Origin of the sequence: Halomonas sp. C22 (assembly GCF_007655045.1) — a bacterium.
GTDB classification, from domain to species: domain Bacteria; phylum Pseudomonadota; class Gammaproteobacteria; order Pseudomonadales; family Halomonadaceae; genus Vreelandella; species Vreelandella hamiltonii.
The window spans coordinates 26350-48803 of the sequence record NZ_VBVC01000010.1; the positions used below are offsets into that span (position 1 = coordinate 26350).

Annotated in this window: 19 protein-coding genes and 2 tRNA genes; 2 read left to right on the forward strand and 19 right to left on the reverse strand. The window is 58.8% G+C overall.

Annotated features, from left to right (window positions below; genetic code table 11):
- Positions 1–97: 97 nt before the first annotated feature.
- The 14 genes from rpsO to rlmE all read right to left on the reverse strand — a co-directional run bounded on the left by rpsO (position 98) and on the right by rlmE (position 13473).
- Entirely contained in the window at positions 98–367 is a 270-nt protein-coding gene (gene rpsO / locus FEU76_RS15910; protein WP_016915928.1) for a 30S ribosomal protein S15, read from the reverse strand.
- 118 nt (positions 368–485) lie between these two features.
- On the reverse strand, positions 486–1406 hold the full coding sequence (gene truB, locus FEU76_RS15915; RefSeq protein ID WP_016915927.1) for a tRNA pseudouridine(55) synthase TruB: 921 nt from the start codon (positions 1404–1406) through the stop codon (positions 486–488).
- Entirely contained in the window at positions 1406–1819 is a 414-nt protein-coding gene (rbfA, locus tag FEU76_RS15920; protein ID WP_016915926.1) for a 30S ribosome-binding factor RbfA, read from the reverse strand. The genes truB and rbfA overlap by 1 nt, the downstream gene beginning before the upstream one ends.
- A gap of 17 nt (positions 1820–1836) precedes the next feature.
- Positions 1837–4377: a translation initiation factor IF-2 gene (gene infB / locus FEU76_RS15925; protein WP_039181363.1), complete on the reverse strand. Its 2541-nt coding sequence runs from the start codon at positions 4375–4377 to the stop codon at positions 1837–1839.
- A 27-nt stretch (positions 4378–4404) separates the two neighbouring features.
- Positions 4405–5919 (reverse strand): transcription termination factor NusA, encoded by a 1515-nt coding sequence (gene nusA / locus FEU76_RS15930; protein WP_039181366.1) that lies wholly within the window; start codon positions 5917–5919, stop codon positions 4405–4407.
- A 68-nt stretch (positions 5920–5987) separates the two neighbouring features.
- On the reverse strand, positions 5988–6449 hold the full coding sequence (gene rimP / locus FEU76_RS15935; protein ID WP_081138051.1) for a ribosome maturation factor RimP: 462 nt from the start codon (positions 6447–6449) through the stop codon (positions 5988–5990).
- A 283-nt stretch (positions 6450–6732) separates the two neighbouring features.
- Positions 6733–6809 (reverse strand) — tRNA-Met (locus FEU76_RS15940).
- A gap of 123 nt (positions 6810–6932) precedes the next feature.
- Positions 6933–7019, reverse strand: a tRNA-Leu gene (locus tag FEU76_RS15945).
- 30 nt (positions 7020–7049) lie between these two features.
- Positions 7050–7409, reverse strand: coding sequence for a preprotein translocase subunit SecG (secG, locus tag FEU76_RS15950; protein WP_016915922.1), 360 nt, complete (start codon positions 7407–7409; stop codon positions 7050–7052).
- A 4-nt stretch (positions 7410–7413) separates the two neighbouring features.
- On the reverse strand, positions 7414–8163 hold the full coding sequence (gene tpiA / locus FEU76_RS15955; protein WP_039181373.1) for a triose-phosphate isomerase: 750 nt from the start codon (positions 8161–8163) through the stop codon (positions 7414–7416).
- A gap of 77 nt (positions 8164–8240) precedes the next feature.
- Positions 8241–9605, reverse strand: a complete 1365-nt coding sequence (gene glmM / locus FEU76_RS15960) for a phosphoglucosamine mutase (protein WP_039181377.1) — start codon at positions 9603–9605, stop codon at positions 8241–8243.
- 1 nt (position 9606) lies between these two features.
- On the reverse strand, positions 9607–10518 hold the full coding sequence (gene folP / locus FEU76_RS15965; RefSeq protein ID WP_144984270.1) for a dihydropteroate synthase: 912 nt from the start codon (positions 10516–10518) through the stop codon (positions 9607–9609).
- Positions 10519–10617: 99 nt separating this feature from the next.
- Entirely contained in the window at positions 10618–12612 is a 1995-nt protein-coding gene (ftsH, locus tag FEU76_RS15970) for an ATP-dependent zinc metalloprotease FtsH (protein WP_144984273.1), read from the reverse strand.
- Between the two features lie 213 nt (positions 12613–12825).
- The gene (gene rlmE / locus FEU76_RS15975; protein ID WP_144984276.1) at positions 12826–13473 is read right to left on the reverse strand and encodes a 23S rRNA (uridine(2552)-2'-O)-methyltransferase RlmE; all 648 of its coding nucleotides are present in this window, start codon (positions 13471–13473) and stop codon (positions 12826–12828) included.
- A 114-nt stretch (positions 13474–13587) separates the two neighbouring features.
- Between rlmE and yhbY the strand changes: the two genes are divergently transcribed.
- A complete protein-coding gene (yhbY, locus tag FEU76_RS15980; RefSeq protein WP_016915916.1) occupies positions 13588–13914 on the forward strand; it encodes a ribosome assembly RNA-binding protein YhbY in 327 nt (108 codons plus the stop codon).
- Positions 13915–14043: 129 nt separating this feature from the next.
- Here yhbY and greA read toward each other — a convergent pair whose 3' ends face one another.
- From greA to carA, 3 genes are all read right to left on the reverse strand, one after another.
- Positions 14044–14520 (reverse strand): transcription elongation factor GreA, encoded by a 477-nt coding sequence (gene greA, locus FEU76_RS15985; protein WP_039181387.1) that lies wholly within the window; start codon positions 14518–14520, stop codon positions 14044–14046.
- Complete coding sequence (carB, locus tag FEU76_RS15990) at positions 14517–17747, reverse strand: carbamoyl-phosphate synthase large subunit (protein ID WP_144984279.1); 3231 nt, start codon at positions 17745–17747, stop codon at positions 14517–14519. Before carB ends, greA begins: the two co-directional genes overlap by 4 nt.
- 75 nt (positions 17748–17822) lie before the next feature.
- A complete protein-coding gene (gene carA, locus FEU76_RS15995; protein WP_026001950.1) occupies positions 17823–18968 on the reverse strand; it encodes a glutamine-hydrolyzing carbamoyl-phosphate synthase small subunit in 1146 nt (381 codons plus the stop codon).
- Between the two features lie 417 nt (positions 18969–19385).
- Here carA and FEU76_RS16000 point away from each other — a divergent pair, with 417 nt between their 5' ends.
- The gene (locus FEU76_RS16000; RefSeq protein WP_144984282.1) at positions 19386–20789 is read left to right on the forward strand and encodes a DNA cytosine methyltransferase; all 1404 of its coding nucleotides are present in this window, start codon (positions 19386–19388) and stop codon (positions 20787–20789) included.
- Positions 20790–20837: 48 nt separating this feature from the next.
- Here the strand turns inward: FEU76_RS16000 and FEU76_RS16005 are convergent, their stop codons facing one another.
- Together FEU76_RS16005 and dapB are read right to left on the reverse strand one after the other, a co-directional pair.
- A complete protein-coding gene (locus FEU76_RS16005) occupies positions 20838–21575 on the reverse strand; it encodes a PmeII family type II restriction endonuclease (protein ID WP_144984285.1) in 738 nt (245 codons plus the stop codon).
- A 21-nt stretch (positions 21576–21596) separates the two neighbouring features.
- Positions 21597–22403: a 4-hydroxy-tetrahydrodipicolinate reductase gene (dapB, locus tag FEU76_RS16010; RefSeq protein WP_144984288.1), complete on the reverse strand. Its 807-nt coding sequence runs from the start codon at positions 22401–22403 to the stop codon at positions 21597–21599.
- Positions 22404–22454: the final 51 nt, after the last annotated feature.

Below are 22454 nucleotides of genomic sequence, written 5' to 3' on the forward strand. Positions count from 1 at the left end.
CCACCATTCTAGGCGTTGACGCGGCTGACGGCTACCTCAAACAAAAAAACGGGCAGCTCGCAAGGAGCTGCCCGTTTTGAATCGTTGCCGTTACTGCTTAGCGACGCAGACCCAGTTTCTGGATCAGAGACTGATAGCGCTCGAAATCCTTACGCTTCAGGTAGTCCAGCAGCTTACGACGCTGGTTTACCATGCGGATCAGACCACGACGAGAGTGGTGATCCTGCTTGTTGGTCTTGAAGTGGTCCTGCAGGCCATTGATGTTGGCGCTCAGCAGTGCAACCTGCACTTCAGGGGAACCGGTGTCGTTGTCGCCGCGGCCGTATTCGTTGACGATTTCGGCCTTTTTCTCAGCGGTTAATGCCATCTGTCTCTCCAGTAAGCAATATGCCTAAAAATGAATGGGTGAGACCACGCATATTTGCAGTCTCAAGCTACTATTTTCGCGCAAATCGCCGCATCCTTGCAACGTTTTCACGGCGAAATTACGAACGAGCGACCGTACTCAACAGTCGCTTGGGAGCCACTTCCTGCGGCCCTTTTACAACGCCAAGACCGATAAAGGTCTCGGCGTGATAAAGTCGTGCCAGCGCATCTGCTGCCAACTCGCCACTGGCCAGCTGCACCGACTGCCCGTGGGCCAGCCTGTCATAGGCAGCATCGTCCACGCTGAGCGATGGCAGATGATCCACCAGCACATCGACGGGCATCAGTTCCGCCTCGCGATGAGCCTGACTTGCCAGCGCTTCCAGCGCCTCCAGGGTCCACATGGCGTCGCCACCGAAGGGGCCGGTCTTGAGCCTGCGCAGTTGACTGATGTGGGCACCACACCCCAGCGCCAGGCCAATGTCTTCGGCCAGGGTTCGGATGTAGGTTCCCTTGCTGCAACTGACTTCCAGCTCGAAGGCATGACCCTCGAACGCCAGCAGGCGCGCATCATACACGCTAACCCGCCGTGCTGCACGTTCAACCTGCTTGCCCTCGCGCGCTAGCTCGTAGAGCTTCTTGCCCTGGTGCTTCAACGCCGAATACATGGGCGGCACCTGGTCGATCTCGCCACGAAAGCGGACCAGCACGGCCTCCACATCCTCGGCGGTGAGGCTTGGCACCTCACGCCGCTCGATGACGTTACCCTCGGCATCGCCGGTGTCGGTGATCACGCCCAGTTCGACCCGGGTGCGATACATCTTGTCGGCTTCCAGCAGGTGTGCGGAAAACTTGGTGGCCTCCCCCAGGCAAATGGGCAGCAAGCCCGTTGCCATGGGGTCCAGCGTGCCGGTATGCCCGGCTTTCTGCGCCTCGAACAGACGGCGCACACGCTGGAGTGCATGGTTGCTGGAAATACCCTTGGGCTTGTCCAGCAGCACCACGCCATTCACCGGTAATCCGCGACGGCGACGAGCCATTAGCGCGTCTCCTCACCCTGGGCGTCGGTGTCGTCCTCGTCATCTGATTGGCGGGCACGGTCGGTAGAGACCGCCTCGTCGATCAGCGATGAGAGGTGCTGGCCACGCACCACGCTTTCATCGTAATGAAAACGCAGCTCGGGCACGTGGCGCAGCTTGATGCGCTTGGCAATCTGGCTTCTCAGAAACCCAGAGGCGCGCTTGAGCACCTGCAGGTTTTCCTTGATACGCTCGGGCTCCTGTTCACCCAGCAGGGTGACATAGATATCGGCGTAGCCCAGGTCACGGCTGACGGCAGCGCCGCTCACCGTGATCATGCCAAGACGCGGGTCTTTTACTTCCCGCTGGATCAGTACCGCCAGCTCCTTCTGGAGCTGGTCGGCTACCCGGTCGGTACGCTTGAATTCGCGCATGTTGACTCCTCGCTGCCTTACAGGCTGCGCTCGACCTTCACTTGGTCAAAGACTTCGATCTTGTCGCCGACCTGAACATCGTTGTAGTTCTTCACGCCGATGCCACACTCCATGCCGTTACGCACTTCTTGTACGTCGTCCTTGAAGCGGCGCAGCGATTCGAGTTCGCCTTCGTAGATGACCACGTTGTCACGCAGAACGCGGATACGCTTGCTGCGGGAAACCGTGCCTTCGACGACCATACAGCCGGCCACCGCACCGATCTTCGGCGCGCGGAAGACGTCGCGTACTTCGGCCACACCCACGATCTCTTCTTTCCACTCGGGGGCAAGCATACCGCTCATCGCCTGCTTGACCTCGTCGATCAGCTGGTAGATGACGCTGTAGTAGCGCAGATCCAGACCTTCACGCTCGATGATCTCACGGGCTGCGGCATCGGCACGTACGTTGAAGCCGACCACGATGGCTTCAGACGCCAGCGCCAGGTTGGCGTCGGTTCCGGTGATACCACCCACGCCGGAGGAGACCACTGCCACTTGCACTTCGTCGGTGGAGAGCTCTTCCAGAGCGCCCTTGATGGCTTCCAGTGACCCCTGAACGTCGGCTTTGAGGACGATGTTGACCTTGGCCACTTCGTCCTGGCCCATCTGGCTGAACATGTTCTCCAGCTTGGCTTTCTGCTGACGCGCCAGGCGCACTTCGCGGTATTTGCCTTGACGGAAGTTGGCCACTTCACGGGCTTTCTTCTCGTCGGCCACGACCATGAAGTCGTCACCGGCATCCGGCGTGCCGTCGAGACCCTGGATCTCGACCGGCATGGCGGGGCCAGCGGTATCGACCTGTTGACCCAGCTCATTGGTCAGCGCACGAACGCGACCGTAGTGCAGGCCTGCCAGCACGATATCACCCTTCTTCAGCGTACCGTTCTGAACCAGCACGGTAGCCACCGGGCCACGGCCTTTGTCCAGGCGAGACTCGACAACGACACCTTTGCCAGGCGCCGACGGAACGGCCGTCAGCTCAAGCACTTCGGAGGCCAGCTGGATCGCTTCCAGCAGGTCTTCCATGCCTTCGCCGGTTTTGGCGGACACGTGAACAAACTGCGTGTCACCGCCCCACTCTTCGGAGATCACGCCGTGCTGTGACAGCTCGTTACGAATGCGGTCGAAGTCCGCGCCCGTTTTATCGATCTTGTTCACCGCCACGACCATGGGCACTTCAGCCGCTTTGGAGTGCTCGATCGCTTCAACGGTTTGCGGCATCACGCCATCGTCAGCAGCCACGACCAGGATGACCACGTCGGTGGCTTTGGCACCACGAGCACGCATGGCGGTAAACGCCGCGTGACCGGGGGTATCCAGGAAGGTGACGCCGCCGTGGTTGTCTTCCACGTGGTAAGCACCGATGTGCTGGGTAATACCGCCCGCTTCGCCAGTCGCGACCTTGGCACGACGGATGTAGTCCAGCAACGAGGTCTTGCCGTGGTCAACGTGACCCATGACCGTCACGACGGGTGAGCGGGTGATCTCTTCGCCTTCGTAGGAGATGCCTTCCAGCATTTCCGTTTCCAGTGCATCGTCCTTCACCAGCTTGACCTTGTGACCCATCTCTTCCACGACGATCGCCGCAGTGTCCTGGTCGATGGTCTGGTTGATGGTCACCGCCGCGCCCATGGTGAACATGGCCTTGATGACTTCGTTGGCCTTGATCGACATCTTGTCGGCCAGCTCGGCAACGCTGATCGATTCAGGGATCGAGACTTCACGCACGATCGGCTGAGTCGGCTTCTGGAAGCCGTGCTTGCCGTTGCCGCTCTGGCTTGCGCCGCCACGACGGCCACCACGGCGCTCGGCACGCTTGACCTTCTTGCCGCCACCGCCACGCTTGCGCTCTTCGCGATCACCGCGATCGTCGTCATCGTCGCGGCCTTTTTTCTTGGCAGCCGTCTTCTTGGGCGGTGCCGTGCGACGGTCGGTACGGCCTTCCTTCGGCGGTGCAGGCGGCAGGTCTTCACCCGTCGGTGCATCGTCGATTTCCAGGTCAGGCACGTCGATGTCCGGCACTTCTGCCGCCTTGGCCTTGGCTTGCTCTTCCGCCGCCTTGCGTGCAGCGTCTTCAGCAGCCTTGGCTTTTGCGGCTACGGCTTTCTCTTCTGCCGCCTGGGCTTCCTGCGCCTTGCGCTCGGCTTCCGCTTCGGCCATATCGCCTACCAGCTGGCGCGGGCCAGAGTGCTGGGGCTCGGCAGCCTTGGGCTTCTCTTCTTCACGCTTGACGTAGGTCTTCTTCTTGCGCACCTGAACTTCGATGGTTTTACCGCGCTCGCCGGTCTTGATGCGGCTACGGGTTTTACGCGTCAGGGTGATGCGGTTCTTGCTCGGCTCGTTGTCGCTGCCGCCGTGGCTCTTCTTCAGAAAGCTCAGCAGCGTCTGCTTGTCTTCTTCAGATACGGCGTCGCTTTCCGAGGCGTGCTGCAAACCGGCTTCTTTCATCTGTTCCAATAGGCGGGGCACATCGCGGCCCACCTTCACTGCAAAATCTTTAACTGTCATATCCGACATAGTGACCCTCCTCAGCCCGTGACCTGTTTACTGTGTGTTCGAATCCGATGTGTCGTCGGTTTCGAACCAGGGCGCACGGGCAGTCATGATCAGTGCCGCTGCGCGCGCTTCGTCCAACTCCTCGATATCGACCAGATCGTCGACAGACTGCTCGGCGAGATCTTCCATTGTGACAATGCCGCGGCTGGCGAGAATGAAGGCCAGGTGGCGCTCCATACCGTCCATTTCCAGCAGGTCATCCGCTGGTTGGGCACCGTCCAGCGCTTCTTCCGAGGCAATCGCCATCGTCAGCAGCTCGTCTTTTGCGCGTGCACGCAGCTCTTCCACCAGCTCTTCATCGAACTCTTCGATTTCGAGCATCTCTTCCAGCGGCACGTAGGCAACTTCTTCCAGGGTGGTGAACCCTTCTTCAACCAGCAGGCGGGCAACGTCTTCGTCCACTTCCAGGTGCTGAACGAAAGAGTCCACCAGGCTGTCGATCTCCTGCTCGCGCTTGGATTCCGCCTCGTCTTCGGTCATGACGTTGATACGCCAGCCAGTCAACTCGGACGCCAGGCGCACGTTCTGGCCGCTGCGACCAATGGCCTGGGCCAGGTTGTCCTGGGCGACCGCCACGTCCATCGCGTGGGCGTCTTCGTCCACCAGAATAGACGCCACATCGGCAGGCGCCATGGCATTGATGACCAGTTGCGCCGGGTTGTCATCCCACAGCACGATATCGACGCGCTCGTTCTGCAGCTCGGAAGAGACCGCCTGCACCCGAGAACCACGCATACCCACACAAGCGCCCACCGGGTCGATACGGCGGTCGTTGGTTTTCACCGCGATCTTGGCCCGAGAGCCGGGGTCGCGAGCCGCCCCTTTGATTTCGATCAGCTGCTCGGCAATTTCCGGCACCTCGATCTTGAACAGTTCGATGATGAACTCCGGGCAGGTACGCGACAGCTGCAGCTGTGCACCACGGGCATCCGGGTCCACCTTGACCAGCAGCGCACGCACTCGCTCGTTCATGCGGTAGCGCTCGCCGTGAATCATCTCGTTGCGCGGCAGGAACGCTTCGGCGTTCTCGCCCAGGTCGATGATCAGGCCATCACGGGTGGTCTTCTTGACGATACCGGCCACCAGCTCGCCTTCACGGTCTGCGTATTGACGCACGACTTCAGCGCGCTCGGCTTCGCGCACTTTCTGGACGATGACCTGTTTGGCGGTTTGTGCGGCAATACGGCCGAACATGGCGTTTTCGATCTTCTGCTCGACCACATCGCCCAACGCCAGCGGCGGATCCCGCTGCTCGGCGATGCTCTGCTTGATTTCGTAGTCAGGCGTCTCGAACTCGTCGTCTTCCACGACGGTCCAGTAGCGGAAGGTGTCGTAGTCGCCGGTTTTACGGTCGATACGCACCCGCACATTGGCTTCTTCGTGCTCGAAACGCTTGCGCGACGCGCTGGCCAGCGCGGCTTCAACCGCTTCGAAAATTACATCACGGGGGACGCCTTTTTCGTTGGAGATCGCGTCCACGACCATTAAGATTTCTTTACTCATGCGTATGCCTCGCCAGAAAACCTGTCCTTTTGTGCGTCGACCCGGCATCTACCGGAAGCCGCCACCCGTTATTCTTCGAACTGCGGGACAACGTGCGCAGCATCAATGCTTTCAATGGGAAAGCAGTACTCTTCGCCTTCCATTTGCAGCAGCACTTCGTCTCCTTCGACCCCAGCCAACAACCCCTGGAACTTGCGTCGGCCATCGAAAGCGAGGCGTAGCTTCAGCGCCACCTGATGGCCCTGGTAGCGAGTGAAGTGATCCAGAGAATAAAGGGGGCGTGCCATACCGGGTGACGAGACCTCCAGGCGATACTCGCCAGGAATCGGATCTTCCACATCCATCACGGCACTGACTTGACGGCTGATATCGGCGCAGTCTTCCACGCTGACGCCGCTCTCACGCTCGATATAAATGACCAGCCGCGAATGCTTGCCCTGGGAAACATGCTCGATGCCCCAAAGCTCGAAGCCCATGGCGGCAACGATGGGTTCGATCAGCGCATGAAGCGCAGCGTGTTTTGTGGCCACAGACAAAGCTCCTATAGCCGTTGCATCAGGCGCCTGGCCAGGAGTCTTGATAAAAGCCAGGAGGCTGATTGGCATTACCTGGGAATGTGTCTCTGGCTACTGAACAACGTCCGCGCGTGAGACACTCTTGGCTCGCAAAAAAGCTACTAACAAAAAGCCCCTTCACAGGAAGGGGCTTTTCGAAAGAAACCTGTAATACCATTTTAGCAACATGTTGCGATCTTTTCGCTGCCTTGAAACAAATTGCGAACTGCTTCACGACACTGCAATGTTGCTAAATAAATGGTAGCGGGGACCGGATTTGAACCGATGACCTTCGGGTTATGAGCCCGACGAGCTACCAGACTGCTCCACCCCGCATCAATCTAGGTCGACGATAATAGACACTTAAACTACTGACGTCAAGTGCTGTTTTCGTCTCAGGTGCCAACCCTGACTTTCTTTGGCAAATACTCTGGGAAGCTGGCGAGCCAGCGAAACAGATGGTGCCGAAGGCGGGACTTGAACCCGCACGACCATACGGTCACTACCCCCTCAAGATAGCGTGTCTACCAATTCCACCACTTCGGCATCAGGGGAGGCCAAAGAAAACGCGGCTGATTACTCTCCGCTTTCCTCAAGCACTGGCGCGGTATTATCCATACTTGCAGGGCTGTCGTCAAGCGTAGGAATGCTGCGCTGCTGCTCGATCAGGCGTGCGTCGGGAATGCCCGCTTCCGGTGCCTGGCCTGCCTGGGTAGCAAAGTACGCCAGCGCCATGGAGGTGACGAAAAAGCCCGCCGCCAGCACACCCGTGGTGCGAGAAAGGAAGTTACCGCTACCCCGCGAACCAAACACCGTTTGCGATGCGCCGCCACCGAAGGCAGCCCCCGCTTCAGCGCCTTTACCCTGCTGAAGCAGGATGAGTACTACCAGGGCGACCGCAATCACCACATGAACCATAAGAATTGCAACTTGCATGGCGTTATCCTGCTGACTGACAAATGGCGTAGAAATCGTCGGTTTTAAGCGAGGCACCGCCCACCAAACCGCCGTCGATATCCGGCTGAGCAAGCAGCTCTGCCGCATTACTTGCATTCATGCTGCCGCCGTAAAGCAGCTTCAACTGCTCGGCCAGCGACGCATCGAACCCTGCCTGGTAGGCACGAATACCTGCCATCACTTCTTGTGCCTGCTCCGGCGAGGCCGTGCGCCCGGTGCCGATGGCCCAGACAGGCTCGTAGGCAATCACCACCTGACGACGCTGCTCTGGCTCCAGCCGCGCCATGACGTAGCCTACCTGGCGCAAGACGACGTCCATGGTCTGGCCGGCATCACGCTCCTCGAGGGTCTCGCCGACACACAGAATCGGCGTCAAGCCGACATCCAGCGCGGCTACCAACCGGTTGAATACCTGCTCGTCGCTTTCACGATAGAGCTGGCGACGCTCGGAGTGGCCCACCAGCACGTAGCCAACGCCAAACTCCTTGAGCATGCGTCCACTGACTTCACCGGTGTGGGCGCCGGAATGCTGAGGATTGAGCGTTTGCGCGCCCAGCGCCAAAGGCGTATCACCAAAGGCATGACGCGCCATGTCCAGGTACGGAAAAGGCGGAATAATGACCACCTCGACACCTTTCGGCAGCGTGGCGGAGGCAAACGTTTTACCAAACGACTCGATCAATGCCGCCGAACCGTTCATTTTCCAGTTACCGGCAATCAAGGGCGTGCGCATGGGTGATCCTCAATCCAGGTGGAGCGAAATGGTATAGGAGCCGCCTTGTCAAGACAACCGCTGTGACGAGTCCTGCGTTATTTGCCGGCGTCGTCACCCAGCAGCGCCTGCACCTGCTGTGCCAGCCGATTCGCCAGACGGTCGACATCCAGATGGGCACGGCCTTCCACCATGACCCGAATCAGTGGCTCCGTCCCCGAGGCGCGCAGCAGCACGCGCCCCTGATCGCCCAGCTCGGTTTCCAGCGCCGCCACGGCGTCCTGCAAGGGCGGCGCTGCCATTACCTGGCGGGCATCGGAGCCTGCCGGTAGCCGCACGTTGACCAGCGACTGAGGGACTTTTTCGAGCCCCTTGAGCAGGGCAGGCAGCGGCTTCTGCTCGCGAACCATCAAGGCCAGCACCTGCAGCGCGGACACGATGCCGTCGCCGGTGCTCTGCACATGACCACACACGATATGCCCCGAAGCCTCGCCCCCCAGCTCCCAACCGTTGGCAGCCATCATCTCCATGACGAAGCGGTCGCCCACTTTGGCGCGCTGAAAGGGAATACCCAGCCGCTCCAGCGCCATGGCCAGCCCAAAATTGCTCATCAGGGTGCCCACCACGCCACCTTCCAGCAGGCCACGCTCGAAACGGTCACGGGCGATCAGGTAAAGGATGTCATCGCCATCTACTTCCCGGCCGTCGGCATCCACCAGCAGCACGCGGTCGCCGTCGCCATCGAAGGCTACGCCCAGGTCGGCCCCTTGCTGAATGACCGCGGCACGTAGCGCAGCGGGATGGGTGGACCCCACCTGTTGGTTGATATTCAATCCGTCGGGGGACGCCCCAATCACGCTGACATCGGCCCCCAGCTCGCGGAATACGCTGGGGGCGATATGGTAAGTGGCCCCATGGGCGCAATCCAGCACCACTTTCAGGCCATGCAGGCTTAGCCTGTCCGGCAGCGTGGATTTACAGAACTCGATATAGCGGCCCGCTGCATCGTCGATACGCGTCGCCTTGCCCAGCTGCGCGGCCTCGGCCGTGGTCAGCGGCGCTTCCAGCATGGCTTCGATACGGTCTTCGATCTCATCGGGCAACTTCTTACCTTCGGCAGAGAAAAACTTGATGCCGTTGTCATCGAAGGGGTTGTGCGAGGCCGAAATGACGATCCCGGCATCCGCCCGGAAAGTGCGCGTCAGGTAGGCAATACCCGGCGTGGGCATCGGCCCCAGCAGCGACACGTCCACCCCGGCGGCAGACAGCCCCGCCTCCAGCGCCGACTCGAACATATAGCCGGAAATACGCGTGTCCTTGCCGATCAACACCCGGGTGCGGCCCTTTTCGCGACGCAACACCTGCCCGGCGGCCCAACCCAGTTTGAGCATGAAATCAGCCGTAATCGGCGCCTGTCCTACCGTGCCACGAATACCATCGGTACCAAAATAACGACGCGTCATGTCAAGACTCCTTCTTCACGAGCGGCTCACAGCCTTCTTGCAGCACGGCCCAGGCCATATTCACGGCATCCACCGTGGGCCCTACATCGTGCACCCGAATCACTTTGGCTCCGCGCTCCACCGCCATGGCAGCTAGCGCCAGCCCTCCCGCCAGGCGCTCTTCCACAGGACGGCCCAGCACCTTACCAATCATGCTCTTGCGCGACATGCCCACCAGCAGCGGCAAGCCCAGCTCGTTCAGCGAGGCCATGTGCTTCAACAGCTGCAGGTTATGCTCGACGGTTTTGCCAAAGCCAAAACCGGGGTCCAGCAGCAGCCGATGACGACGCAGCCCCACCGCTTCGCAGGCCGCGATCCGCTCCGCCAGGTAGGCCGCCACGGCCTGCTCCACCGGCACATCGTAGCCAGGCGAGTGCTGCATGTCCTGCGGCTCACCCTGGCGATGCATCAGACATACCGGCAGGCCACTGCTGGCCGCCGCCATCAGAGCGCCATCGCGCTCCAGGGCACGTACATCGTTGATCATGCCCGCTCCCAGCGCGCTCACCTCGCGCATGACCAGGGCGCTGCTGGTGTCCACCGACACCAGCGCATCCAGCTCACGCACCAGTGCCTCCACCACCGGAGCCACCCGGTCCAGCTCCTGCTGTTCGGTGACCGGCGTGGCACCTGGGCGGGTCGACTCTCCCCCCACATCGATCATCGCCGCGCCTTCCGCCAGCATGCGCTCGGCATGGCGCAGCGCATCATCGAGGGCCACATGCTGCCCACCGTCGGAAAACGAGTCCGGAGTAACGTTCAATATGCCCATCACCCGTGGAAACGAGAGATCGAGCGAATGGCGACCACAGCGCAGGTGAAACGCATCTGCCGGGACGTGCGGAGCCGAGATAGGGTCAACGATCGGGTTCATCTTGCCGCCTGAAATCCAAAAAATTCACTGTCATTGGCCACAGGATAACAAAAAGGCGCCCCGCTGGGGCGCCTTTGCTGGTTGGCGTGATGGCCTGGCTCACGAGCCCGCCGACCCACCCAGCGGGTCCGAAGGGCGACGACGCGGCTCGTCATCGTCTTCTTCGCTACCGCCTTCCGAGGAAGCTTCAGGCTCTTCTGGTTTCGCTTCCGGCTTGTCGCCACCTACTGGAGAGCCGCCACCCGAAGAGTCACCGTCACCCCAGCCTTCCGGCGGGCGAGGGTCACGCCCTTCCATGATGTCCTTCAGCTGCTGCGCATCGATGGTCTCGTACTTCATCAACGCTTCGGCCATGGCATCCAGCTTGTCGCGGTTGTCATGCAAAATCTGGCGCGCCTGCTCGTAGCACGAGTCGATGATCTTGCGCACTTCCTTATCGAGGCGCGTGGTGGTTTCGCCGGACTTCAGCTTGCCGCCACCCTGGCCCGGGCCACCGAGGAACTGGTGAGACTCGTCCTCGTCGTACATGATCGGACCCATTTCGTCCGAAAGCCCCCACTTGGCCACCATGTTATGGGCCAGCTCCGTGGCGCGCTTGATGTCGTTGGAAGCACCCGTGGTGACACCGTTGGGCCCCAGCGTCATCTCTTCGGCAATACGACCACCGAACAGTGAGCAGAGCTGGCTGATGATCTGCTGGCGCGACAGGCTGTAACGATCCTCTTCCGGCAGGAACATCGTCACACCCAGAGCGCGGCCACGGGGAATAATCGTGACCTTGTAGACCGGGTCGTGCTCGGGCATGACCAGACCAATGATCGCGTGACCTGCCTCGTGGTAAGCGGTATTGAGCTTCTCTTTATCGGTCATGACCATGGATTTGCGCTCGGCGCCCATCATGATCTTGTCCTTGGCCAGCTCAAGCTCTTCCATGCCTACCAGGCGCTTGTTACGACGCGCCGCAAACAGGGCAGCCTCGTTCACCAGGTTGGCCAGGTCGGCACCGGAGAAGCCAGGCGTACCACGGGCAATCAGCTGCGGCTTCACGTCATCGGCCAGCGGCACCTTGCGCAGGTGAACGCCCAGGATATGCTCACGGCCACGGATATCCGGCAAGCCCACGGTTACCTGACGGTCGAAGCGGCCTGGGCGCAGCAGCGCGGGGTCGAGTACGTCCGGACGGTTGGTGGCCGCAATCACGATGATGCCTTCGTTGGCTTCGAAACCGTCCATTTCGACCAGCAGCTGGTTCAGCGTCTGCTCGCGTTCATCGTTACCGCCACCCATGCCGGTGCCGCGCGAGCGACCCACGGCATCGATCTCGTCGATGAAGATGATGCAGGGCGCCTGCTTCTTGGCCTGCTCGAACATGTCGCGCACGCGGGACGCACCCACGCCCACGAACATCTCGACGAAGTCGGAACCCGAGATGGAGAAGAACGGTACCTTGGCCTCACCGGCAATGGACTTGGCCAGCAGCGTCTTACCGGTACCGGGAGGACCGACCATCAGCACGCCACGGGGAATGGTGCCCCCCAGACGCTGGAATTTGGTTGGGTCGCGCAGGAAGTCGACCAGCTCTTCCACCTCTTCCTTGGCCTCGTCACAGCCCGCCACGTCAGCAAAGGTGGTCTTGATCTGGTCTTGCGAGAGCAGCTTGGCCTTCGACTTGCCGAAGCTCATCGGGCCACCCTTGCCACCACCGGCACCGCCTTGCATCTGGCGCATGAAGAACATGAAGATCGCCAGGATCAACAGGATCGGGAAACTGGCAATCAGCAGCCGCGTCCAGATGCTTTGCTGTTCAGGCTCCTTGCCGACCACCGTGACATTGTTGCTCAGCAGGTCGTCGATCAGCTTGGGATCTTCTGCGGCAGGGCGGATGGTCTGGAACTGCGAACCATCGGTCCGCTCACCGGTGATGGTATACCCATCGATGGTGACGCTGCGGATCTGCTGATTTTGCACCTGCTGCACAAACTGGGAGTAGTTGGTGCTTTGCGGCGCGCTTTCCGTACTGAAATTGTTGAACACTGTCAGCAGAACGGCCGCGATGACCAACCACAGAATCAGGTTCTTCGCCATATCGTTCAAGGGGCTACCCTCATTACAAGAATCCGTCAGTTAACCGTTAGTACTCAGACCTTACACTAGAGTTTAACGTTCAACCATTGCCAAAGCGCATAACGCCCTGGGCCATCTGTGTCACGCTCGTCCAATGTGCATAATGTGACACACCTTACGCCTGCCTGTCTGGCAATCGTGGTGATAAATCGTCGCTATCGTGGCCATGCACGCGGTCACTTGCTAACCGCGAAAGCCTTCGGCCAGAAAATAGACTTCTCGTGAACGGGCCCGTGAAGCATCCGGCTTACGGGTCACTACGCGCTGAAAGCTGCCGCGCAGCTCCTTCAAATAGGTGTCGAAGCCCTCCCCCTGAAACACTTTGACCAGAAAACGCCCCTTGGGCGAGAGCGTTTCACGCGCCAGCTCCAGAGCAAGCTCGACAAGGTACATGGCCTGTGGCTGGTCGATGGCGGCCATACCACTCATATTGGGGGCCATGTCGGACATAACAAGGTCTACCGGTCGATTTCCCAACCGCTCGAGAATCGCATTGAGTACACATTCTTCGGTAAAGTCGCCCTGAATGAAGTCGACCCCTGCCAGGGCGTCCATCTCCAGAATGTCGGAGGCGATCACGACACCTTCCGGGCCAACCTTCTCGGCGGCGATCTGACTCCACCCGCCAGGCGCTGCACCCAGGTCGATCACCGTCATGCCATTGCGAAACAGCTTGTCCTTCTCATCCAGCTCCAGCAGCTTGTAGCTTGCCCGGGAGCGATAGCCATCCTGCCAGCTCTGTTTCACGTACTGGTCGTCGAAATGTTCTTTCTTCCAGTTGTTGCTGGTTTTACTCACTGAATGTTTACGGCTTGGAGGCTTTTGCTGCATAGGGGCATCTGACGCTGGAATAAGAGATGGGCGCATTGACGGGATTGCTTTCACTTGACGGCATTTCACCGTAAGATGGAACGTTAAGCGCTAACCGGGATACCGCAAGATACCATGAGCTTGTCACAGGCACAAAAGAAAGCATTTCGTAGCATTGGCCACCATTTGAACCCCGTGGTCACCGTTTCTGAGAACGGCGTCTCCGAAAACCTGCTCGCAGAACTCAGCCGCGCGCTCAACGACCACGAGCTGATCAAAGTGAAGCTCGCCCTGCCCGAGCGGGATGATCGCGCCGCGATGATCAACGAGCTGCTGGCTGACAGCAAGGCCGAGCTGGTACAAACCATCGGCAAGATGGCGCTGCTGTACCGTCGCAACCCCAAGGCCAACCCCAAGCTCTCCAACGTGACCCGCTTCGAGAACCACCACGGGCGGCACTGACGCAGGACCGTTTGGCTGAGCGGACGCTTGGCTGAGCGGATCTGGCGCCCACCATAAAACAGCGCCAGACGAAAAGGCCCGATGCAGGAAACTGCACCGGGCCTTTTTCATGGCGCTAGCGGAACGTGATCAGAGGTGCTCGACGCTCTCGATTTCGTACTCCACGTCGCCACCGGGGGTTTTCACCACCACCACGTCGCCCTCTTCCTTGCCGATCAGCGCGCGGGCAATGGGCGATGTCACGGAAATGCGCCCGGCCTTGATGTCCGCTTCGTCTTCACCCACGATGCGGTACGTCACGCTGGCGTCGCTGTCCAGGTTCAGCAGTGACACGGTGACGCCAAAGATCACCTTGCCGGTTTTCGGCAGCTTGGTGACGTCGATCACCTGGGCACCGGAGAGTTTGCTCTCGATTTCCTGAATACGGCCTTCGATGAAGCCTTGCTGTTCGCGCGCAGCGTGGTACTCGGCGTTCTCCTTGAGATCGCCGTGCTCACGCGCTTCGGCGATGGCGGCAATCACCTGAGGGCGAGCTTCGCTCTTCAGATGGTTGAGCTCATCGCGAAGGCTCTTCTCTCCCGCAACCGTCATCGGGACCTTGTTCATTGCGTTGCTCCTGCGTGCAGATCCTGAAGGCGCCGCACCGTAATCTCCCTACCGTACTCCAGCGCCATGCAAACAGCATTAGCGCCCGCCAAGGTGGTCGCATAGGGCACCTTGCGCGCGAGAGCAGTACGGCGAATGATCGAAGAGTCGTTGATTGCCTGACGACCTTCGGTGGTATTCACGATGTAGGCGATTTCGTCGTTCTTCAGCAGATCGACGATATGGGGACGGCCTTCATTGACTTTATTGACGTGCTCCACGGGCAGCCCGGCGGCTTCGAGGGCCGCAGCGGTACCGCGTGTTGCACATAGCGTGAAGCCCAATGTTAGCAGAGAACGAGCCACTTCGATAATCCCCTGCTTGTCCGGCTCGCGTACCGACAGGAACGCCTTGCGGTCGCCTTCCAGCGCCGGAATCGCCTCACCCGCGCCCAGCTGCGCCTTGAAGAAGGCTTCGGCGAAGGTATCGCCCGAGCCCATGACTTCACCGGTGGACTTCATTTCCGGCGAGAGGATCGGGTCCACGCCCTGGAACTTGTTGAACGGGAAAACGGCTTCCTTGACGCTATAGAAGTGCGGCACGATTTCACGCTCGAAGCCCTGCTCCGCCAGGGTCTTGCCTGCCATGCAGCGGGCGGCAATCTGCGCCAGCGAGGTGCCGATGCACTTGGAAACGAAAGGCACGGTACGCGAAGCACGCGGGTTGACCTCGATCACGTAGATCTCGCCATCCTGCCAGGCCAGCTGCACGTTCATCAGGCCTTTCACGCCCAGCTCGACGGCCATTTTCTTGACCTGTGCGCGCATCTCGTCCTGCACGTCGGCGGGCAGCGAGTAGGGTGGCAGCGCACAGGCAGAGTCGCCAGAGTGAACGCCTGCCTGCTCGACGTGCTGCATGATGCCGCCGATGACCACCTGATGACCATCGGAGACCGCGTCGATGTCCACTTCCACTGCCGCGCTGAGGAAGTGATCCAGCAGTACCGGCGAGTCGTTGGAGACCTTGACCGCGTTGGTCATGTAGTTTTCGAGCTCGGAGGCGTCGTAGACGATCTCCATGGCACGGCCACCCAGTACATAGCTGGGACGCACGACCAGCGGGTAGCCGATCTTCTCGGCCTTGGTGAAGGCTTCTTCGAAGCTGCGGGCCGTGGCGTTGGGCGGCTGCTTCAGACCGAGCTTGTCGATCATCACCTGGAAGCGCTCGCGGTCTTCGGCGCGGTCGATGGCATCCGGCGTGGTACCGATGATCGGCACGCCTGCCGCTTCCAGCTCACGGGCCAGCTTCAGCGGCGTTTGGCCGCCGAACTGGACGATGACGCCCACCGGCTTCTCCTTGTCGGCGATTTCCAGCACGTCTTCCAGCGTCACCGGCTCGAAGTAGAGGCGGTCGGAGGTGTCGTAGTCGGTGGAGACGGTTTCCGGGTTGCAGTTGACCATGATGGTTTCATAGCCGTCGTCGCGCATGGCGAAGGCGGCGTGCACGCAGCAGTAGTCGAACTCGATACCCTGTCCGATACGGTTCGGGCCACCGCCCAGCACCATGATCTTCTGGCGATCCGACACGTCCGCCTCGCACTCCTCTTCATAGGTGGAGTACATGTAGGCGGTATCGGAGGCAAACTCGGCGGCACAGGTGTCGACGCGCTTGTAGACAGGACGAATCCCTGCTGCCTGACGCGTCTTGCGGAACTCCTTCTCGGAGACGCCCAGCAGCTTCGCCAGCCGCGCATCGGAGAAGCCCTTGCGCTTGAGCTGGAACAGCTCACGCGCCGAGAACTCTGCCAAGGCGCGCTTGGACACGGCGGCTTCGGTGAGAATCAGGTCTTCCATTTGCACCAGGAACCAGCGGTCGATGTTGGTCAGCGCAAAGATCTCATCCACGCTCATGCCCGCACGCATGGCGTCGGCGACGAAGAAGATGCGCTCGGCACCCGCTGCCTGCAGCTCGCCCTTGATCTGGGCCATGGCTTCGTCGGTGAACTCGGTGATGATCGGGTCGAGGCCATCGTTGCCGGTTTCCATGCCGCGCAGCGCTTTCTGCAGCGACTCCTGGAAGGTACGGCCAATGGCCATCACCTCGCCCACCGACTTCATCTGGGTGGTCAGGCGGTCGTTGGCCTGGGGGAACTTCTCGAAGGTGAAACGCGGAATCTTGGTGACCACGTAATCGATGGAGGGCTCGAACGAGGCCGGGGTCTGGCCGCCGGTGATGTCGTTCTGCAGCTCGTCCAGGGTGTAGCCCACCGCCAGCTTGGCAGCGATCTTGGCAATCGGGAAACCGGTAGCCTTGGACGCCAGCGCCGAGGAACGCGACACCCGCGGATTCATCTCGATCACCACCATGCGACCGGTTTTCGGGTCCATACCGAACTGCACGTTCGACCCCCCGGTTTCCACGCCGATCTCGCGCAGCACGGCCAGAGAGGCGTCGCGCATGATCTGGTACTCTTTATCGGTCAGCGTCTGGGCAGGCGCGACGGTAATCGAGTCGCCGGTGTGTACGCCCATGGGGTCGAAGTTTTCGATGGCGCAGACGATGATGCAGTTGTCGTTGCGGTCACGCACCACTTCCATCTCGTACTCTTTCCAGCCCAGCAGCGACTCGTCGATGAGCAGCTCGTGGTTGTTGGAAAGCTCGAACCCACGGGTACAGATCTCTTCGAACTCTTCCTTGTTGTACGCCACGCCGCCGCCGGAGCCGCCCATGGTGTAGGAAGGACGAATGATGGTCGGAAAGCCCAGCTCTGCCTGAATCTCCCAGGCCTCGTCCATGGTGTGCGCCACTTTGGCCTTGGGGCACTCCAGGCCGATGTTCTTCATCGCCTTGTCGAACAGGTCGCGGTCTTCGGCCTTGTTGATGGCATCGGCGTTGGCACCGATCATCTCGACGCCGTACTTGGCCAGCACGCCGTGCTTGTCGAGGTCCAGCGCGCAGTTCAGCGCCGTCTGGCCGCCCATGGTGGGCAGAATCACATCCGGGCGCTCGGCTTCGATGATCTTCTCTACCGCCTGCCAGGTGATCGGCTCGATGTAGGTGGCATCGGCCATGGCCGGGTCGGTCATGATGGTGGCCGGGTTGGAGTTCACCAGAATGACCCGGTAGCCCTCCTCGCGCAGCGCTTTACAGGCCTGGGCGCCGGAGTAGTCGAATTCGCAGGCCTGGCCGATGACGATCGGACCAGCGCCAATGATGAGAATGCTGTTGATATCGGTACGCTTAGGCATAACGGTTCCCGCAAAAAGTGGTGACGATGAGCATCGAGGCGACGTAACTGGGCAATGAGCGGCAGCGCGGCTGACTTAGCGGCGCGCCTGCATCATCGCGATGAAGCGATCGAACAGCGGCGCTACATCGCGCGGGCCGGGGCTGGCTTCCGGGTGCCCCTGAAAGCTGAAGGCCGGGCGGTCGGTGCGCTCGATTCCCTGCAAGGTGCCGTCGAAAAGCGAACGGTGCGTGGCGCGCACATTGCTGGGCAGGGAGGCTTCATCGGCGGCAAAGCCATGGTTCTGGCTGGTGATCATCACCGTGCCGGTGTCCAGGTCTTGAACCGGGTGGTTGGCGCCGTGGTGGCCGTGGCCCATCTTGACGGTTTTCGCGCCAGAGGCCAGCGCCAGCAGCTGGTGGCCCAGGCAGATACCAAACACCGGGGTGTCGGTTTCCAGCACTTCCTGGATCGCCTTGATGGCATAATCGCAGGGCTCGGGGTCGCCGGGGCCGTTGGCCAGGAAGACGCCGTCCGGGTTCATGGCCAGCACGTCTGCCGCAGGGGTTTGCGCAGGCACCACCGTCAAGCGGCAGCCACGAGCCGCCAGCATGCGCAGGATGTTGAATTTCACGCCGTAATCGAAGGCCACCACATGGTAGGGGCGCTCACCCTGGCTGGCATCCGCGTAACCTTCGCCTAGGGTCCACTCGCCTTCCGACCACTCATAGGCCTCCTTGCAGGAGACTTCTTTCGCCAGGTCCATGCCCTTCAGGCCCGGAAACGCCTTCGCCGCCGCCAGCGCACGCTCGACGGCATCATCACCTTCGGCCTCGGCACCTGCCAGAATCGCCCCGTTCTGGGCGCCCTTGTCACGCAGAATGCGCGTCAGGCGGCGTGTGTCGATATCGGCAATACCCAGCACGTTCTGGCTGACCAGATAATCGGAAAGGCTCTGTTCGGAACGGAAGCTGCTGGCCAGCAGGGGGAGATCGCGAATCACCAGGCCCGCCGCCGCAATGGACGCGGACTCGATGTCTTCGGAATTGATGCCGGTATTGCCGATATGCGGGTAGGTCAGAGTGACGATCTGGCGGGTATAAGAGGGGTCGGTGAGAATTTCCTGATAGCCGGTCATGGCTGTATTGAACACCACCTCACCGCTCGTGATTCCCTCCGCGCCGATGGCCGTTCCATGAAACACACTGCCATCTTCCAGGGCCAATATCGCGGGTTTGCTCAATGCGGGGTTATTCAAAACACGTTCTCCCATGCTGGTGGGAGCCTGTGGGCGCAGGCTCGGCGATCCGGTTACGGCGTTTGCGTACAAACGTCGGGTCGTAAAAAAGCGGGACGAAGCCGACAATAAAAAAATCGGTTTCATCCCGCTTGTTGTTCTCTTTCCGTGGCCTTCATAACGGTGTTGGCCATGGCGCAGCATGTCGCTGACTACTTTTCCCACTTGACGACCAGTGCAACAAGCGCGGTGCTCTTTCGACAGCTTGGTGCTTGACTGCCGATATGGTGCTGCTTTTTGCAGCCACTGGGCCAAAATTTTTGGAATGTTACAGCATTTACCAGAAAAAAACACCCCCGTTGACACATCAAAATAATACAGTGACTATAGGTACCCGAAGAGGTTTCGAAGAGGAAACTAGATATGGGTACCCACATCAGCATCGACGATGCCGCAACAATACTTGGTATAAGCCCCCAGTACACACGCCGCCTTTGCCGCCAACAGATACTCAAGGCAGAAAGAATTGGCAATACTTGGGCTGTCGATTCTGAAAGCGTTACACGCTATAAAACTAGAACAGGTCATGCTGTCGCAGAGGATCATCCAGCATATATAGATGCTTCAGCCGACCCTAACAAGCCTATCGCGCTGAGTTTTTTTTCTGGCGCAATGGGCTTTGATTTAGGCATTGAAAAAGCAGGATTTGATATCCGTTTGGCTTGTGAATTCGACAAATACTGCCGCGAAACAATATTACTCAACCGTCCTAACACCGCCTTGCTTGGTGATATCAACGCTTACTCAGCATCGCAAATTACCGAAGCTGCGCAGGTAGATATCGGCAGCATCGACTTAATGATAGGAGGCCCACCCTGCCAAGCATTCAGCACTGCAGGAAAGCGGAAAGCTTTTAATGATGACCGTGGCAATGCTTTTCTCACATTTATCAATTTAGCTATCAAGCTGAAGCCACGATATCTCGTCATTGAGAATGTCCGCGGACTACTTTCATGCCCTATGGACCACCGACCTCACAGTCAACGCGGCCCAGGCTTTCCCGATCTATCACTCGATGAAATGAAAGGCGGCGCCCTCAATTTTATTTTATGCCTGCTAAAAAAAGCCGGTTACGCATGCACATTCAATCTTTATAATTCTGCTAACTTTGGCACACCTCAAACACGTGAAAGAGTAATTATAGTGTGTTCCCGCGACGGAAATGCAGCACCCTTCTTACAACCAACTCACTCTCATGAAGGAACCCACGGATTACCTAAGTGGAAAACTTTCAGAGAAGCAGTTGCTGGCTTAAAGAGCCATACACACTTAAACTTCCCAGAGAAACGCCTCAAGTATTATCAGCAAATAAAAGCCGGGCAAAATTGGCGCTCACTACCCACTAGCATGCAAAAAGAAGCATTAGGAAAATCATTTTTCTCTGGCGGAGGAAAAACTGGATTTTTGAGACGACTTAGTTGGGACAAACCTGCTCCGACACTCGTTACTCACCCAGCCATGCCCGCTACAGACCTTGCTCACCCAGAAGAAAATCGGCCTCTATCAATAGAAGAGTATAAACGAGTCCAGGAGTTTCCCGATAGCTGGCAGATAGCTGGGCCATTGGTGCAACAGTACAAGCAGATTGGCAATGCAGTGCCTACCAGCCTAGGTTACGCCGTCGGCATATTAATAAAAAATCTGCTAGACGATAAGGCAACATTACCACCGGATGACTTTAAGTTTTCAAGATATCGTGAGACTTCTCACTATGAGTGGCGCCAAGCATTTGAGCGTCAACAAGAAACGACGCTATCGTTATTCTAGTCAATGAAGAAAAAAAGTGGGGGGGGGGGAGCCCCCCATAAAAATGAATCACCCCGCCAAAGAGGAATTTAATTTTATTAGCCGCGCCCAGTCAATATCACCACTTTCCAAACAAAAATCAGCAATAAATTCTTGCGTGAACTTATTTACCATTCGACTATAAGCTTCTTGAAATTCATCATTTCGCTCGCGCGCTTTATGACCAAGAGGCTCTATCAGCTCAACATATAAATCAGCATCACCGGAGATAAACTCCCAAAATCGCTGGCCACAATACTTAACATAATCACCCTTATCAGGATTATTATCTCTCCCATAACAACAGCCGTTAACAGCAATGATATTAAGACCAGACTGGCTAGTTCTCAATGTTCGTTGCGCGGTTCTAAAATTTGACTTCATCTGACCTATTTGTGAACTATTCGCCCAGTTAGGCCCTGACTTTATTGCAACAATGTAACGCCGACCATCATGATCAAACTCAAGATCCACACCAGGTATACCTGATTTCCAGCCACCGTATGTCTGTCCATTAATAAATATAGCCAACCCTTCCAGCCAATCACCAAACAGGGTTTCTTCATTTGATGAAATATGCGCCTCCAAAATCCCCCTCACAATTTGCTCAGCTGTTTGAGCATTTTTTGCTCTAAAAAGATAAGGGTTCTTCCTTTTTAACACACCTTTAAGCTTGAGACGCGCAAGACGATCAATCCTCTTTTTATGAAATGACCCAATATTTTCCGAAACATAATCTGCAACGTCATCAAGACTCAAAGATTTCATAATTCACTCTCATGTAAGCTACTAATTAAGACTCAACACATCCTGCATATCATAACAGTCGTTATTTTTATCAGAGACCCAGCGTGCCGCCCGCACGGCCCCTTTGGCGAAGGTCATGCGGCTGGACGCCTTGTGGGTAATTTCGATGCGCTCGCCTTCGGTGGCGAACATCACCGTGTGCTCACCGACGATATCGCCTGCCCGCACGGTAGCAAAACCGATCTCTTTATCGGTACGCGGGCCGCACTGCCCCACGCGCTCGAAAACGCCGTGCTCCTTCAAGGTGCGCCCCAGGCTCTCCGCCACCACTTCGCCCATCTTGATGGCCGTTCCGGACGGCGCATCGACCTTATGGCGGTGGTGAGACTCGATCACTTCGATGTCGTAGCCTTCGTCGCCCAACGCCTTGGCCGCCGTTTCCAGCAGTTTCAGGGTCAGGTTCACGCCGACGCTCATGTTGGGTGCAAATACCATCGCTACGCGGTCGCGGTAGCTGTCCAGCTCGGCCAGCTCGTCATCGTTCATGCCGGTCGTACCGATCACGATGCGCTTGCCGTGCTCGGCACAAAACGCCAGGTTCGCCAGCGTCACCTTGGGCGCCGTGAAGTCGATCAGCACGTCGAAGTCGTCCACGATGGCCGCCAACGAGTCCACCGCCACCACTCCCCGCTTGCCTACGCCTGCCAGCTCGCCGATATCCGCCCCCGCCAGCGAACTGCCCGGCTCGACGATTCCCCCGGCCAGCTGGGCACCGGCATCCTGTTCTATGGCGTTGACTAAGGTGCGGCCCATACGGCCAGCTACGCCCACAATGGCAATTCGGGTCATGGGAACTCCTGTGCGTGTGCCGTTCGGCATCAGCGAGAAACAAAAAAGGTG